We start from the raw sequence: 13,900 nt of genomic DNA, 5'->3' as shown, positions 1-13,900 counted from the left end.
CCCTATCGCACGTTAAGGCGCATGTGGCGGTAGCTGCATATACGACTCCCTGAGGCTGTTTCAGGAGTGAGTCGATGTTTACCCCCTTTCCCGCAAGACTTCGCTGAGGGCACGGATGCCCGTCTCCGTCGATAAGGCCCTGCGCACGGTGCGGCGCAAGGGCTGGGAACCCACGCCGACCGATGACGGTCTGTGGTCGCTGGCGCACGTCGTGTTGTCCACTGACGAACTGATCGCGCTGGCGGCAGCTCTGGTCGCGGCGGAACCGAAGGCGGGCCCGGCGGACAATCCCGCACACCAAAAATAACAGCGGCTTGCGGCAAATTGCCCCGCGCCATTTGGCTCAGGCGCTTTTGTCCGCGCGGAACTGTAACCACCCCCTGCACACACAGGCCGCCCAACGGCCTTCCACCCACAGCGAGGCGGCGGCCGGACGACATCAGGCCCCCCATCAGGACAGACACATATGACGGCGCACGAGGTCTTTTCGGGACTGTTCCCGGCCTGCGGCGCCCTTGTCGAGGGACAGGGGCCGCTGTGGCTTGGCCTGTTCCTCGCCGGTCTGACGGGCAGCATCGCCCACTGCCTGCCCATGTGCGGCCCGTTTGTGCTGATGCAGATAGCCGCGCCGGGTCAGTCGCGGTGGGCGCGCCTGCTGCTGCCCTATCATGCCGGTCGCCTGACCACCTATGCCCTGCTGGGGGCCGCCGCCGGGAGCGTGCTGTTCTTCCTGCCCGCCTCGCCGGTGCTTGAGCTGGTGCGCCGCGCCCTGCTGGCTCTGGTGGCCACGGCCTTTCTCTATCTGCTGGCCGAAGGGCTTCTGACGCGGTTTGGCCTGCGTCTGCCTTTTCGGTTGGGCCTGCGGCTGCCGTGCCGCCTCAAGGCCATGTCCGGCCACAACAGCCCCCGCGTGGTGGCGCGCTACGCGCTCGGCCTCAGTCTGGGTCTGCTGCCGTGCGGCCTCGTCTTCGTCGCCCTGACGGCGGTGGCCGCGGCGGGGAATCCCCTCTCCGGCGCGCTGGGGATGCTGGCCTTCGGTGCCGGCACCGTCCCGGCGCTCAGCGCGCTGGGCCTGTTCGGCGCGCCCCTCCTGCAACGCTGGCCGTGGTTTCAGGACGCCCTGCGCCTGACCGCGCTTGGCGTCAATGCCGTCCTCCTCTTCGCCCTCAGCGCCCGATTCTGACACAGTAAGGAAACACTTCATGTCACAAACCGCTATAGCCCCACCGCCAACGGTCGCCCCCTCCCGGCCGGTCTATGACGAGACGATCCTCAAATATTTCACTATCGCCGCCATGTTCTGGGGCATAGCGGGCTTTGCCGTCGGCCTGCTGATCGCCGTGCAGATGGCCTTTCCCGACTTCAACATCCCGCCCTATCTGACCTTCGGGCGGTTGCGTCCGCTGCACACCTCGGCGGTGATTTTTGCCTTTGGCGGCAATGTGTTGTTTGCCACCTCATACCACGTGGTGCAGCGCACCTGCCGGGCGCGCCTCTTCTCGGATGGCCTGAGCTGGTTCACCTTCTGGGGCTATCAGGCCTTCATCCTGATGGCGGGTCTCGGCTACGTCTTCGGCGTCACGCAGGGCAAGGAATATGCGGAGCCGGAATGGTATGCCGACCTGTGGCTGACCATCGTCTGGGTGGCCTATCTGATCAACTTCCTCGGCACCCTGTGGAAGCGTCAGGAAAAGCACATCTACGTCGCCAACTGGTTCTATCTGGCCTTTATCGTCACCGTGGCCATCCTGCACCTCGTCAACAACGTGTCGGTGCCCATCCAGATCGGCAGCGTCCACAGCTATTCGGCCTGGGCCGGTGTGCAGTCGGCCCTGATCCAGTGGTGGTACGGCCATAATGCGGTGGGCTTCTTCCTGACCGCCGGCTTCCTCGGCATCATGTATTACTACATCCCGAAGCAGGCCAACCGTCCGGTCTATTCCTACCGCCTGTCGATCATCCACTTCTGGGCGCTGATCTTCATCTATATCTGGGCCGGCCCGCACCACCTGCTCTACACCGCCCTGCCCGACTGGGCGCAGACTCTGGGCATGACCTTCTCCATCATCCTGTGGATGCCGTCCTGGGGCGGTATGATCAACGGCATGATGACCCTGTCGGGGGCGTGGCACAAACTGCGCGACGACCCGATCCTGCAATTCATGATCATCGCCCTCAGCTTCTACGGCATGTCCACTTTTGAAGGGCCGCTGATGTCGATCAAGGCCGTCAACTCGCTGTCGCACTATACGGACTGGACCATCGGTCACGTCCATGCCGGCGCACTGGGCTGGGTCGCCTTCATCTCATTCGGCGCCATCTACTATCTGGTGCCGCACCTGTGGAAGAAACCCGGCATGTATTCGACCAGGCTGATCTCGCTGCACCTGTGGGTCGCGACCGTCGGCATCGTTGTCTACATCACCTCGATGTGGGTGGCGGGCATCATGCAGGGCCTGATGTGGCGCGCCTATAACGAGATGGGCTTCCTGACCTATTCGTTCGTCGAAACCGTCGCCGCCATGCACCCCTACTACATCATCCGCGCCATCGGGGGCCTTCTGTTCCTGCTGGGGGCGCTGATCATGGTCTTCAACATCTGGAAGACTATCGCCAGCCCCGACAGCGTTGCCTCGGAAACGGGCACACCCTCACTGACCCCCGCCGCCCTGCCGGAGCACGTCTGATGCTGGAAAAACATAAAAAACTCGAACGCAACTCCATGCTCCTGCTGATCTTCACCGTCATTGCGGTGTCGATCGGCGGCATCATCGAGATCCTGCCTTTGTTCCGTATGCAAACCACGATCGAACCGGTGAAGGGCGTGCGTCCCTACACGCCGCTGGAGCTGATGGGGCAGGAAATCTACATCCGCGAAGGCTGCAACACCTGCCATTCGCAGCAGATCCGCCCCCTGCGCGATGAGCAGCAGCGCTATGGCCACTATTCGCTGGCGGCCGAAAGCATGTACGACCACCCCTTCGTCTGGGGCTCCAAGCGCACCGGGCCCGATCTGGCCCGCGTGGGCGGCAAGTATTCCGACGAATGGCACGTCGCCCACCTGAAAAATCCGCGCGCCGTGGTGCCGGAATCGATCATGCCCAGCTACGCCTTTCTGGCTGAAAAGCCCTATGGCGACTGGCGCATCAAAAAGCGCCTGAAGGTGCTTCAGTCGCTGGGCGTGCCCTACACGCAGGCCATGATCGACGAGGCGCAGAACGACTATGAGGCGCAGGCCAATCCCAACGCCCTTATCGACCCCAGCGGCCTTCAGGAACGCTATGGCGACAAGGTGGCGGTGCGCGATTTCGACGGCAATCCCGATGAAATCACCGAGATGGATGCCCTGATCGCCTATCTGCAAAAGCTGGGCACCGATGTCGATTTCTCGACCTACGACCCGGATTACGCCCTGAAGCCGAAGACCGGAGCCGCCAAATGATGAACCTGTCGCTTATGGGCGGGCTCATCACGCTCGCCTTCACGCTCACCTTCCTCGGCATCGCCCTGTGGGCCTACTGGCCGAAGAACAAAGACGCGCTTCAGGCGCACCGCCTTATCCCCCTCCAAGACGAGGACACCGACCATGTCTGATGCGCCCGAACCCCACAGAGACATCGACGCCCACAGCGGGGTCGAGACGACGGGCCATGAATGGGACGGCCTGAAGGAACTGAACAACCCCGCTCCGCGCTGGTGGCTGATCGTGTGGATGCTAACCATCGTCTGGGCTATCGGCTACTGGGTGGTCTATCCCTCCTGGCCGACGCTTAGCGGTCATACCAAGGGCATTGCCGGCTGGACCCAGTACGACAAGCTGAAGCACGAGCAGGCCGAGATCACCCAGCGTCAGAGCGGCTGGCTCGGTAAGTTCCACAAGGCGAGCTTTGCCGAAATCAAGCAGGACCCCGTCCTGTTTGAATTTGCCCGTGCCGGTGGCGAAGTGGTGTTCAAGGAAAACTGCGCGGCCTGTCACGGGGCGGGCGGCGAAGGCCGTCGCGGCTATCCCAACCTCAATGACGACGACTGGCTGTTCGGCGGCACCGCCGAAGACATCTATAACACCATCAATGTCGGCTCGCATTCGACCCATCCGAACACGCACGCCGTGGCCATGCCGGCCTTCGGGGCGGTGATGGGCCGCGAAGGGATGCTGACCCCGGCACAGATCGACGATGTGGCCACCTATGTCAGCTATCTGCGTCAGCCGGTCGCCTCGGCCGCCTTCACGCGCGGTCAGGCAGTGTTTCAGCAGAACTGCGTCAGTTGTCACGGCGAAGGCGGTATCGGCAACCGTCAGATGGGTGCCCCGCGCCTCAATGACGCCATCTGGCTCTATGGCGGTGACAAGGCCACCCTGGTCCAGACCATCACCAAGGGCCGCGCCGGTGTCATGCCGTCCTGGCAGTCGCGCATGTCCGACGATTCCCGCCGTCAGGTCGCCATCTACGTCCACAGTCTGGGCGGCGGTGAGTGACCCGTCTCACCTCCCGGTGCGCCCCCACCGGGAGGTGGATTTTTTGAGTAAACACCATGTCCCTGTTTGAAACCGCCCGGAAAATCTACCCGCGCCGCGTCAAAGGCACCTTTCGGTCCCTGAAATGGCTGAGCATGATCGTCCTGCTCGGCCTTTACTACACGGCCCCGTGGCTGCGCTGGGACCGCGGCCCGCACGTGCCGGATCAGGCCATACTGGTCGATCTGGTGGGGCAGCGCGGTTATTTCTTCGGCATCGAAATCTGGCCGCAAGAGGTCTATCTGCTGGTCGGCGTGCTGATTCTCGCCGCCATCGGCCTGTTCTTCGCCACGGCGCTGCTGGGGCGGGTGTGGTGCGGCTATGCCTGCCCGCAGACCGTTTGGACCGACCTGTTCGTGTGGGTCGAGCGCTTCGTGCAGGGCGACCGCAATGCGCGGCGCAAGCTGGACGAAAGCCCTTGGACATTGGAGAAGGTGTGGAAGAAAAGCCTGACCCACCTGATCTGGCTGCTGATCGGGGCCGTCACCGGCGGGGCGTGGGTCTTCTATTTCAATGACGCCCCCACCCTCTTCAGCGACCTGTGGCATCTGGATGTGTCATGGTCGGTGCTGGGCTGGATCATCGCCCTGACGCTTTCGACCTATTTCATGGCCGGCTTCGCACGCGAAAACGTCTGCACCTATATGTGCCCCTATGCGCGCTTTCAGTCGGCCATGTTCGACAGGGACACCCTGATCATCACCTATGAGGCCGAACGCGGTGAGCCGCGCGGCAAGCACAAGAAGGGTGACAGCTGGGACGGCAAGGGCCACTGCATCGACTGCGATTCCTGCGTCATCGTCTGCCCGATGGGGATCGACATCCGCGACGGCCTTCAGATGCAGTGCATCTCGTGCGGCCTGTGCATCGACGCCTGCAACAGCGTGATGGACAAGATCGAACTGCCGCGCGGTCTGATCCGCTATGACACCGAGTCGAACCAGCGTCAGCGGCGCGAAGGCTATCGCACGCTCGATATCGCCCACCGTAAAAGCGGCAAGACCGTCGTGCCGCAGCAAAAGATGCGCTGGGTGCGGCCGCGCACCTTGGCCTATGCCCTGATCCTGTCCACCGTGGGTAGTCTGATGCTGACGGCCATTGTGCTGCGTCCCATGACCGAATTGACGGTCAACCACGCACGCGCCCCGCAATTTGTGCGCCTGTCCGACGGCAGCGTGCGCAACAATTACCAGATCAAGATCCTGAATAAGTCGCACGACGATCGCGCCTATCGCCTCAGCACACAGGGCCTGTCTCAGGCGCGACTGGAGGTGCTGGCCGCCGGGGATGAGGCGGTCGAAACGCTGCACGTCCCCGCCAACAGCGTCGCCAGCTTCCGCGTGCGCGTCGATACGCCGGAGGCCACAACGCACGGCCGCAGCGATATTCGCTTCCTTTTGTCTGACACCCGTAACCCTGCCCAAAACCCTGCCCAAAACCCGGAAAGCGCCCGCCATGACAGCTACTTCATTCGCTGAGGCCAAGCCTCTCTCTCAGGCCGAGATCGACCGCCGGCGCGGCCGCTTCGTGCCGTGGGTGATCGCGGCCTTTTTTCTCAGCTTCATGATCCCCCTGATCTGTTTCACCGTCATCGCCTTTCGCCATCAGCCCAGCGAGGTCACACCGCAGGCCTATGAAAAGGGGCTGGCCTATAACCAGACTCTGGAAGCCGCCGCTGCCCAGAAGGCGCTCGGCTGGCAGGTCATGCTCAGCCACACGGGCGGGCGGCTGAGGGTGCGGGCGCTCGACGCCAAGGGCGCGCCGCTGGACCGCGGGCAGGTCGAGGTGTGGCTGATCCACCCCGCACAAAAGGCGCTGGACCGCCATCTGGTGCTCACGCCCGAAGGCCAGGGCGTTTATGCGACCACCGCCGCCCTGCCCTCCCCCAGCGTCTGGACCGCCCACATCACCGTGCAGGTGGCGGACCAGCAGATGCAGACGCGCGCTTTCGTGGAAAACTGATCGTGGACATTCTGATCCTTCTGGTGGTGGCGGCGGGTGTGCTGGCCCTGATTGCGGGGGCAGCCTTCATGTGGGCCCTGCGCAGCCAGCAGTTCGACGATCCGGAGATGCAGGCCGAGCGCATCCTGCACGACGATGACGAGTCATGACCGACACCCTGACCGATTACGGCTGCTACGTCACCGAAGAGGACGAAGCCCGTCAAGCGCTCTATCTGCGCGTCGAGGGGATGCGCTGTGCCGCCTGCGCGTGGAAGGTCGAAAGCACGCTCAATGCCTATGACGGCGTCAGTGCGCGCATGACCTACGCCACCCAGAGGCTGAAACTGGTATGGGACAAGGGGGATTTTACCCCGCGCGCCAATGATCTGGCCGCCGCCGTCGAGGCGCTGGGCTTTTCCGTCGCCCCTTTCGACATTTCAAAAGCCAGCGAAGGGGCGAAAGCCGAAGAAAGCCTGCTGCTGCGCTGTCTGGCCGTGGCCGGGTTTGCCACCACCTTTGTCATGCTGTTCGCCGACGCCCTGTGGTTCAGCGATGACGCCTCGCTCAACGGGGCGACGCGCGACCTGATGCACTGGGCTATGGCGCTGGTCGCCCTGCCGACCACACTTTATGCGGGCCGCCCCTTCTTCCGCAGCGCCATGGCCGCACTCAGGCACGGACGCAGCAATATGGACGTGCCGATCAGCGTCGCCGTGCTGCTGACGGCGGGGATGAGCCTGTTCGAGACGATCCGCCACGGGCCGCACGTCTATTTCGACGCCTCGGTTATGTTGCTGTTCTTCCTGCTGATCGGGCGCTATCTCGACCTCAAGGCGCGCGGCAAGGCGCGGGAAGCCGCCGAGGGGCTGCTGGCCATGCTGGACGGCACGGCCAGTGTGCGCGAGGACGGCCAGGTACGCGCGTGCAAGATCAGCGACCTGCGCCCCGGCATGACGCTTATGGTGGCCGCCGGTGAAAAGATCGCCGCCGACGCCACCCTGACGCGTGGCACGACGGAGGTCGATACCAGCCTGCTGACCGGTGAGACCCTGCCGCGCGCCGTCGGCCCCGGTGAGACCGTCTATGCCGGCACGATCAATGTCGCCGCCCCCGTGGAAGCCGTCATCACGGCGGCCTCCGAGAACAGCCTTCTGTCGCGCACTGTGGCCCTGATGGAGACGGCGGAACAGGGTCAGGCGCGCTTTGTGCACATCGCCGACCGCGTGGCGGCCATTTACGCGCCGGTGGTGCATATCGCCGCCGCCCTGACCTTTGCCGGTTGGGCCCTGTGGGGGCATGGCGGCTGGCAGGACGCGCTGCTGAAGGCCATGGCCGTGCTGATCGTCACCTGCCCCTGCGCGCTCGGGCTGGCCGTACCGGTGGCGCAGGTTCTGGCGTCCGGGCAATTGTTCCGACGCGGCATCCTGCTGAAATCCGCGCGCGGTCTGGAGCGTCTGGCCGCCGCCGATACGGTCATCTTTGACAAGACCGGCACCCTGACGCGCGGTCAGCCGACGTGGATGAACCCGTCGGCGCTGAACGAATACGAGACGCGGCTGGCTGTGGCGCTGGCGGCGCAAAGCCGTCACCCCCTGTCGCGCGCGCTCGTGCAGGCGCGGCCCGACCTGCCCGTCGCGCCCGCCACGGTCGAGGACGTCCCCGGCTACGGCCTGCGCGGCGAGGTGGACGGTGAGCCGGTATGGCTGGGCAAGGCCGCGTGGCTGGGGATAGAGTCCACCGGCGACAGCGCCCCGGAACTGTGGTTCCGGCTGGGTGCAAATGCCCCGGTACGTCTGGTGTTCGAGGACACGCTGCGGCTCGATGCGCGGCGGACCATCGACGCGCTGAAGGCGCGCGGGCTCGACATCTGGCTCTTGTCCGGCGACCGGCACGTCGCGGCGCAACGGGTGGCAGCGGAGCTGGGCATCGACACCCGTCACGCCGACCTGTCGCCGCTGGAAAAGCTCGCCACCGTGCAACGTCTGCAAGCCGAAGGGCGCAAGGTGCTGATGGTCGGCGATGGGCTGAACGACGCGGCGGCCCTGTCGGCGGCCAGCGTCTCTATCTCCCCGGCGTCGGGCATGGACATCACGCAGAACGCCGCCGACCTTGTGTTTCGTGGCGACAGCCTGTGGCCCGTGGCCGAGGCGCTGCGCGTGGCCGAGCGCACCGGGCGCATCGTCACGCAAAATTTCGTCCTGTCGTTTGGCTATAATCTGATTGCTGTGCCGCTGGCCGTGGGTGGCTGGGTGACGCCGCTGATCGCCGCGATTGCCATGTCGGCCTCATCACTGGTCGTGGTGGCCAATGCGTTTCGGCTCAAACTGCCGGGGCACTGAACGCACGAAACCGCCCGTCGCCGGGCGGCCTCTCTTTACGCTGACTGTACGCTTACTAAAACCTACGCCACCAGGGCTTCGACATTTTCCTTCACCTCTTCAGAGGCTTGCGCCACGTCGTTGAAGGTGGTGCTCAAATGGCTGAGCTTCTCGTCGATCTCATGCACGGCGGTCACGGCGGCCTGCATATTGCCCGATATTTCGGAACTGACCGCCTTTTGCTGCTCGATGGCCGAGGCGACACCCGCGACATTGTCCATCACCGCCGTCATACTGGAGGTAATGATGCCCAGCGCGCCGACCACCTCGGTCGTCACCGTCTGCATATTGGCGATTTCTTTCGAGATGGTCTCGGTCGAACGCGCCGCCTGATTGGCCAGTGTCTTGACCTCAGAGGCCACGACCGCAAAGCCCCGGCCCGCCTCGCCCGCGCGCGCCGACTCGATAGTGGCATTGAGCGCCAGAAGATTGATCTGGCTGGCGATTTCGCGGATCATCTCGACCACATTGTTCATCGAGGCGGCGGACTGGTTGAGCGCGCCGGCCGATTGTCCGGCGCCTTCGGCGTGGCGGAAGATGCCTTCGACGCTTTCGCGCGCCTGCCCCATATTGCCGGCGATTTCCTTGACGCTGGCGCTCAGTTCCTCAGACGCCGCCGCCACCGCATTGACCACCGAACCGGTTTCCGTCGAGGCCGTGGAGGCCGTAGCGGCCATGTGGGTGGCGTCGATCATCTGCTTCACCACCGCATTCAGCTGACGGTTGACCTCGCGGCTCAGCTCTTCATTGCGGATACGGCGTTTGACGGCTTCGGTGGTGTCGATAGCGAACTTGACCACCTTGATGACCGCGCCGGTGTCGTCAAACACGGGATTATACGAGGCCTGAATATAGACCTCCTTACCGCCCTTACCCAGACGCCGGTATTCGGCCGCCTGAAACTCACCGCGTTGCAGCCGCTCCCAGAACTGACGATACTCTGACGACTGTGCGTATTGCGGTTCGCAGAAGATACGGTGGTGCTGTCCGACCACCTCGTTGAGGCTATAGCCCAGAGTTTTCAGGAAATTGTCATTGGCCATCAGAATCTCGCCCTGCGGCGTGAATTCAATGACCGCCTGCGCACGCATGATGGCCTCGACCTTGCCCGCATGATCAAGGGATTTCGCCTTGGCCTCGGTGATGTCGGAGGCGAGCTTCACCACCCGCACGACCTTGCCACTCTTGTCCTTAACGGGGTTATAGCTGGCCTGAAGCCAGACGATCTTGCCATTATTGCCGATGCGCTTGAATTCGCCCGCCTGAAAACGTCCGGCGGCCAGATCGCTCCAGAAATGGCGATAGGCCTCCGACTGCACATAGTCGGGCAGACAGAAGAGACGGTGATGCTGACCGACCACCTCGCGCTCGCTATAGCCCACGGCCGTCAGGAAATTGGCATTGGCCGAAATAATCTTGCCGTCCGGAGTGAACTGGATGATCGCCTGTGACGTATCTAACGCGTTTACTACAGCCTTATCCAAGCTGGTGTTTGAACCGAAAAACACTTTAATCCACCCTCTATCCTTGTGCGGACATGACATCCGCTCAGCCTCAATTTACCGCCGCTTCAAGGCTCTTTCCGGCCTCTGATGCATCATAGCGTCTAATTTTGGGGCACAAACCTTAACGCCACGATAACACCATTATAGTTAGCAGGGTCTTACGTCTCACTATATGGGAACCGCTCAGGCGATCACCTTACGGCGTAAGGCTTCGGCTACGGCGTGGGTGCGCCCGCGCACACCCATCTTCTTCGCCGCCGACTTGGCATAGGTATAGACGGTATCGGTAGTATAGCCCGTCACCTGATGGATGGCCGGCACCTCAAGGCCGTCGGCAAAATGTTTGAGACAGGCCAGTTCGCCGTCGGACAGCCCCAGATGCTGATTCATGGCGCTGAGAAGCTGATCCGACAGTTCGGCGTGCACCACGCGCGTCGTCATTTCGAGGATGAATTTTTCGTGATCGCTGAACGGGGTGGTCCTACAGAAGGTCACGCCGCCGAAGCGCTGTTCCCCATTGAAAAAACCGACGGCGCTGCGGGTAGTAATACCGAACTGCCGTTCCAGTTGCCGGATGCGCTCGACGCCGGGGCCCGTCAGCACGTCCGGCCCCAGATCATGCCAGCTGCCCCAATGCTGTTCCGCCGTCATCAGATAGGACATCGGGTCCTGATGATAGAGTTTTTCATTGAGGAACAAACGGATAAACTCTTCCGGCATATCCGAAGCCAGCATGACGCCGCGCCCGACCCCCAGCCCGAAAAAGGCGAGGCCCGACATGGCAAAGCTGTCAAAAGGCACGATCTGGCGCAGGGTTTCCATCAGCGGATGATGCGCATGGGCGCGCCCGAACTGATTGGCGATCACTTCCATCGCCGCCTGCCGGGCGGGGTCCGCGACGCGCTTGGAGATATAGCTGGGCATGTCCCCTCCGATTCGAAGAAAAACCAGTCCGGTTACACTTATACGGCGAACGCGACTTTGCAAACGTCTTCACCCGCCAAACGCCCAGCTATCGCCCTTCGGCCTTAACTCTCCGCTGTCGGAGCTTATTTCTGGCCCTGCGCAAACAGCGTCGCCGACTCCGTCTGCGCCTTTTGGGCGTCTGGCACATAGGCCGTGGTTTGCAGGAAGGCGTGGATCAGGCTGGGGTAGTGCAGGCGTTTGACCATCACCCCCGCCCCACTCAGCTTATCGGCAAAGGCGCGCTGCGAATCCCTCAGCGGATCAAAGCCCGCCGTGACGATCAGGGTGGCGGGCAGGCCTTTCAGATCGGCCTGCATCGGCGAAGCGTCTTCGGGTGGTGGCGTCGTGCCGGCGGGATAGACCTGCGCCGCCAGATACTCCAGATTGTCGGCATCAAGGCCGTAACCGCTGCCCAGTTCCGTCATCGACGGATAGCTGTTCACGCGATCCACCCCCGGATAGTAGAGCAGAAGGCCCGCCGGACGGATAGCGGCCTTTTTCTGTCTCAACGCCACCGACAGGGCCAGCGTCCCCCCGGCGCTGTCGCCGCCGAGGCTCAGGCGTTTGGCATCGCCGCCGAACTCGGCCGCGTGCGCCGCCACCCAGCTCCAGGCGTCTTCGGCGTCCTGATGCGCCGCCGGGTAAGGGTGTTCGGGCGCCAGCCGGTAACCGGGGGCGACCACGATCATCTTCAGATCGCGCGCCAGCGCCCGCAGGCTGGGGTCAAAGGCGTCCAGGCTGCCGAACATGAAGCCGCCGCCGTGATAATAGATCAGAACCGGCGCAGACTTAACGCCCTGCAAGGCCGCCGGGACGAAGATACGCACCGGCAAGTCGCCGCCGCGTGTGGTGATGGTGCGGTCGCTGGCCAGCACGCCCTCGACGGGCGCGGTGCGCGTCGCCCAGTAGCGATCGAGCGCGGCGCGCGTAGCCTTACGACCGGCCTCAGTGGCATAGACGGCGCGCATCTGTGCCTTGACGGCCGGTGTCGCCGCCGGACGCGTCACGTTTTCCAGCACGTATTGCAGACGCGGATCGAGCGCGTGGCCTTCTGACACTTCGCGCGGCCCTTTGAGGTGGGCGATAAACCACGGCTCGTCCTGCTGCATGAAGGCCACGGCCTGCGCCTCCACAGGGGTCGGCACGATGGGTTCAGCCGCCAGCGGCGTGGTCATAAGGCAGGCTCCGACGGTCAGGACAGGCAGCAGGCGTTTCATGTGGCGTCTCCCGGTGTTGTTTTGTGAGGAGCATGACCGCATCCCCTGCCGGGCGCAACGAGAAATTCAACAGATGTAGAATCAGGCCTTGGCGACAGCCGCCTTTGCGCGGTCTTCCATGGCCTGAAACGCCCCCAGATGGAAGCTGATCAGGTGCTCATAGGCGTCTTCGGCGTCGTCCGAGCGACACAGGCCGTTCGACAGGTGGTCGATGCGCCCGGTCGAGGCCATGGTCAGGGTCAAAGCCCCTGACAGGCAATGATAGCCCCAGTACAGTTCACGGTCAGCGACGTGCGGCAGGACGCGGCGCAGGGCGTCGATGAATTTGAGGATCAGGCGGTCAAAGTGGGCGGTCATCATCGGGGCCAGCACGCCCGACGAATTGACCTGCGCCACCAGCCGGCAATAGTTGCGAAAGCCCGGATCAGCGGCGGCGTGCATGGTCTGCACCGGCACGATAAAGGCGCGCAGGATGGACTCTAAAGTGGGGGTGTCTTCGCTCTCCAGCACCGTGCGCAGGGCCGCTTCCCGTCGGTCGTTGAGCACCAAAGCCCGCCGCCCGAACACCGCGTCATAGAGACCTTGTTTGGACTCGAAATAATAGTTGGGCAGAGCGACATCGACGCCCGCCGCCTGCGCCACCTGACGCACCGTCACCCCGTCAAAACCGTGCTGTGAAAACAGGGCCTCGGCGGCATCCAGCACCAGATCGCGGCGCGACGGCGCATCCGACACCTTGCGGCGGCCTTTGGGGCTTTTGACAGTCGGTTCAGGGGCGGAGTCGGGCGGCATGTATCCACAGGATGAGATTCGACAATGGCTCCGTCTAACACAGGCCTGCGGATGGCCAAAAGGAAAACGTTTTCTCGTCATTCGTCCGCAAAATCTAGTGCGCCGATTTGGCCACATCAGGGTTAATTTCAACGGAAATTGAATTTAGCGGCTTGACATTCAACGGCCGTTGAAAAATTCTCAGACTACCGGTCCACACTAAGAGCCCGGGCCTACACGGGAAAAACAGCACAGGACACAATGCCATGTCGGCAGGGTTAACCTACGACGACGTGACCTATCGCAGTGGCGCGGATTCGCTGGGCAGCGGACGGCTGAAGCTCTATGCCCGCGACTATAATCCGAAGGCCGGGCGCGTGGTCATATGCCTGCACGGCCTGACGCGCAACAGCGCCGATTTCGAGCCGCTGATGGCGCACCTGCCCGCCGATCATCGTTTTATTATCCCGGATCAGCGCGGGCGCGGGCGTTCAGAGTACGACTCAGAGCCCGCACACTATGCGCTGGGCGTCTATGTGCAGGACATGCTGGCCCTGATGGCGCACTTGGGGATCGAGCGCGCCACCTTTATTGGTACGTCTAT

At 63.2% G+C, this 13,900-nt stretch carries 15 protein-coding genes; 11 read left to right on the top strand and 4 right to left on the bottom strand.

The features are described 5' to 3' along the window. Positions 1 to 115: 115 nt before the first annotated feature. From Q0072_RS20895 to Q0072_RS20850, 10 genes are all read left to right on the top strand, one after another. On the top strand, positions 116 to 307 hold the full coding sequence (locus Q0072_RS20895; protein ID WP_298333778.1) for a hypothetical protein: 192 nt from the start codon (positions 116 to 118) through the stop codon (positions 305 to 307). Positions 308 to 466: 159 nt separating this feature from the next. Next, the gene (locus Q0072_RS20890; protein ID WP_298333776.1) at positions 467 to 1,183 is read left to right on the top strand and encodes a sulfite exporter TauE/SafE family protein; all 717 of its coding nucleotides are present in this window, start codon (positions 467 to 469) and stop codon (positions 1,181 to 1,183) included. Positions 1,184 to 1,202: 19 nt separating this feature from the next. Next, positions 1,203 to 2,687 (top strand): cytochrome-c oxidase, cbb3-type subunit I, encoded by a 1,485-nt coding sequence (ccoN, locus tag Q0072_RS20885; protein ID WP_298333775.1) that lies wholly within the window; start codon positions 1,203 to 1,205, stop codon positions 2,685 to 2,687. Then, positions 2,687 to 3,442: a cytochrome-c oxidase, cbb3-type subunit II gene (ccoO, locus tag Q0072_RS20880; RefSeq protein ID WP_298333773.1), complete on the top strand. Its 756-nt coding sequence runs from the start codon at positions 2,687 to 2,689 to the stop codon at positions 3,440 to 3,442. The genes ccoN and ccoO overlap by 1 nt, the downstream gene beginning before the upstream one ends. Next, positions 3,439 to 3,594 carry a cbb3-type cytochrome c oxidase subunit 3 gene (locus tag Q0072_RS20875; protein WP_013480886.1) on the top strand — a complete coding sequence of 52 codons (156 nt, stop codon included), beginning with the start codon at positions 3,439 to 3,441 and terminating at the stop codon, positions 3,592 to 3,594. Before ccoO ends, Q0072_RS20875 begins: the two co-directional genes overlap by 4 nt. After that, on the top strand, positions 3,587 to 4,477 hold the full coding sequence (ccoP, locus tag Q0072_RS20870) for a cytochrome-c oxidase, cbb3-type subunit III (protein WP_298333771.1): 891 nt from the start codon (positions 3,587 to 3,589) through the stop codon (positions 4,475 to 4,477). Before Q0072_RS20875 ends, ccoP begins: the two co-directional genes overlap by 8 nt. 56 nt (positions 4,478 to 4,533) lie before the next feature. Next, positions 4,534 to 5,994, top strand: coding sequence for a cytochrome c oxidase accessory protein CcoG (gene ccoG, locus Q0072_RS20865; RefSeq protein WP_298333769.1), 1,461 nt, complete (start codon positions 4,534 to 4,536; stop codon positions 5,992 to 5,994). Beyond that, positions 5,972 to 6,478 carry a FixH family protein gene (locus Q0072_RS20860; protein WP_298333767.1) on the top strand — a complete coding sequence of 169 codons (507 nt, stop codon included), beginning with the start codon at positions 5,972 to 5,974 and terminating at the stop codon, positions 6,476 to 6,478. The genes ccoG and Q0072_RS20860 overlap by 23 nt, the downstream gene beginning before the upstream one ends. Positions 6,479 to 6,480: 2 nt before the next feature. Further along, a complete protein-coding gene (ccoS, locus tag Q0072_RS20855; protein ID WP_298333765.1) occupies positions 6,481 to 6,627 on the top strand; it encodes a cbb3-type cytochrome oxidase assembly protein CcoS in 147 nt (48 codons plus the stop codon). Continuing rightward, positions 6,624 to 8,798 carry a heavy metal translocating P-type ATPase gene (locus Q0072_RS20850; RefSeq protein WP_298333763.1) on the top strand — a complete coding sequence of 725 codons (2,175 nt, stop codon included), beginning with the start codon at positions 6,624 to 6,626 and terminating at the stop codon, positions 8,796 to 8,798. The genes ccoS and Q0072_RS20850 overlap by 4 nt, the downstream gene beginning before the upstream one ends. A gap of 62 nt (positions 8,799 to 8,860) precedes the next feature. On the opposite strand, the gene Q0072_RS20845 is transcribed toward Q0072_RS20850, so the two are convergent. The 4 genes from Q0072_RS20845 to Q0072_RS20830 all read right to left on the bottom strand — a co-directional run bounded on the left by Q0072_RS20845 (position 8,861) and on the right by Q0072_RS20830 (position 13,317). Continuing rightward, a complete protein-coding gene (locus Q0072_RS20845) occupies positions 8,861 to 10,321 on the bottom strand; it encodes a PAS domain-containing methyl-accepting chemotaxis protein (protein WP_298333761.1) in 1,461 nt (486 codons plus the stop codon). 204 nt (positions 10,322 to 10,525) lie between these two features. Then, the gene (locus Q0072_RS20840; protein WP_298333759.1) at positions 10,526 to 11,266 is read right to left on the bottom strand and encodes an autoinducer binding domain-containing protein; all 741 of its coding nucleotides are present in this window, start codon (positions 11,264 to 11,266) and stop codon (positions 10,526 to 10,528) included. Between the two features lie 125 nt (positions 11,267 to 11,391). Then, the gene (locus Q0072_RS20835; protein WP_298333757.1) at positions 11,392 to 12,525 is read right to left on the bottom strand and encodes an alpha/beta hydrolase; all 1,134 of its coding nucleotides are present in this window, start codon (positions 12,523 to 12,525) and stop codon (positions 11,392 to 11,394) included. 81 nt (positions 12,526 to 12,606) lie between these two features. Then, positions 12,607 to 13,317 (bottom strand): TetR/AcrR family transcriptional regulator, encoded by a 711-nt coding sequence (locus Q0072_RS20830; RefSeq protein ID WP_298333755.1) that lies wholly within the window; start codon positions 13,315 to 13,317, stop codon positions 12,607 to 12,609. A 245-nt stretch (positions 13,318 to 13,562) separates the two neighbouring features. On the opposite strand from Q0072_RS20830, the gene Q0072_RS20825 reads away from it, so the two are divergent. After that, a partial coding sequence (locus Q0072_RS20825) for an alpha/beta fold hydrolase (RefSeq protein ID WP_298333753.1) occupies positions 13,563 to 13,900 on the top strand: 338 nt, incomplete at its 3' end.

This window comes from Asticcacaulis sp. (genome assembly GCF_027484505.1).
In the GTDB taxonomy this organism is placed as follows: domain Bacteria; phylum Pseudomonadota; class Alphaproteobacteria; order Caulobacterales; family Caulobacteraceae; genus Asticcacaulis.
This window is presented reverse-complemented; position numbering and strand designations above follow the sequence as displayed.

What these genes read in the sequence shown, in the direction of transcription:
- Q0072_RS20895 (WP_298333778.1), top strand. Translation starts at nt 116, where the DNA reads ATGCCCGTCTCCGTCGATAAGGCCCTGCGCACGGTGCGGCGCAAGGGC.
- Q0072_RS20890 (WP_298333776.1), top strand. Translation starts at nt 467, where the DNA reads ATGACGGCGCACGAGGTCTTTTCGGGACTGTTCCCGGCCTGCGGCGCC.
- ccoN (WP_298333775.1), top strand. Translation starts at nt 1,203, where the DNA reads ATGTCACAAACCGCTATAGCCCCACCGCCAACGGTCGCCCCCTCCCGG.
- ccoO (WP_298333773.1), top strand. Translation starts at nt 2,687, where the DNA reads ATGCTGGAAAAACATAAAAAACTCGAACGCAACTCCATGCTCCTGCTG.
- Q0072_RS20875 (WP_013480886.1), top strand. Translation starts at nt 3,439, where the DNA reads ATGATGAACCTGTCGCTTATGGGCGGGCTCATCACGCTCGCCTTCACG.
- ccoP (WP_298333771.1), top strand. Translation starts at nt 3,587, where the DNA reads ATGTCTGATGCGCCCGAACCCCACAGAGACATCGACGCCCACAGCGGG.
- ccoG (WP_298333769.1), top strand. Translation starts at nt 4,534, where the DNA reads ATGTCCCTGTTTGAAACCGCCCGGAAAATCTACCCGCGCCGCGTCAAA.
- Q0072_RS20860 (WP_298333767.1), top strand. Translation starts at nt 5,972, where the DNA reads ATGACAGCTACTTCATTCGCTGAGGCCAAGCCTCTCTCTCAGGCCGAG.
- Q0072_RS20850 (WP_298333763.1), top strand. Translation starts at nt 6,624, where the DNA reads ATGACCGACACCCTGACCGATTACGGCTGCTACGTCACCGAAGAGGAC.
- Q0072_RS20840 (WP_298333759.1), bottom strand. Translation starts at nt 11,266, where the DNA reads ATGCCCAGCTATATCTCCAAGCGCGTCGCGGACCCCGCCCGGCAGGCG.
- Q0072_RS20835 (WP_298333757.1), bottom strand. Translation starts at nt 12,525, where the DNA reads ATGAAACGCCTGCTGCCTGTCCTGACCGTCGGAGCCTGCCTTATGACC.
- Q0072_RS20830 (WP_298333755.1), bottom strand. Translation starts at nt 13,317, where the DNA reads ATGCCGCCCGACTCCGCCCCTGAACCGACTGTCAAAAGCCCCAAAGGC.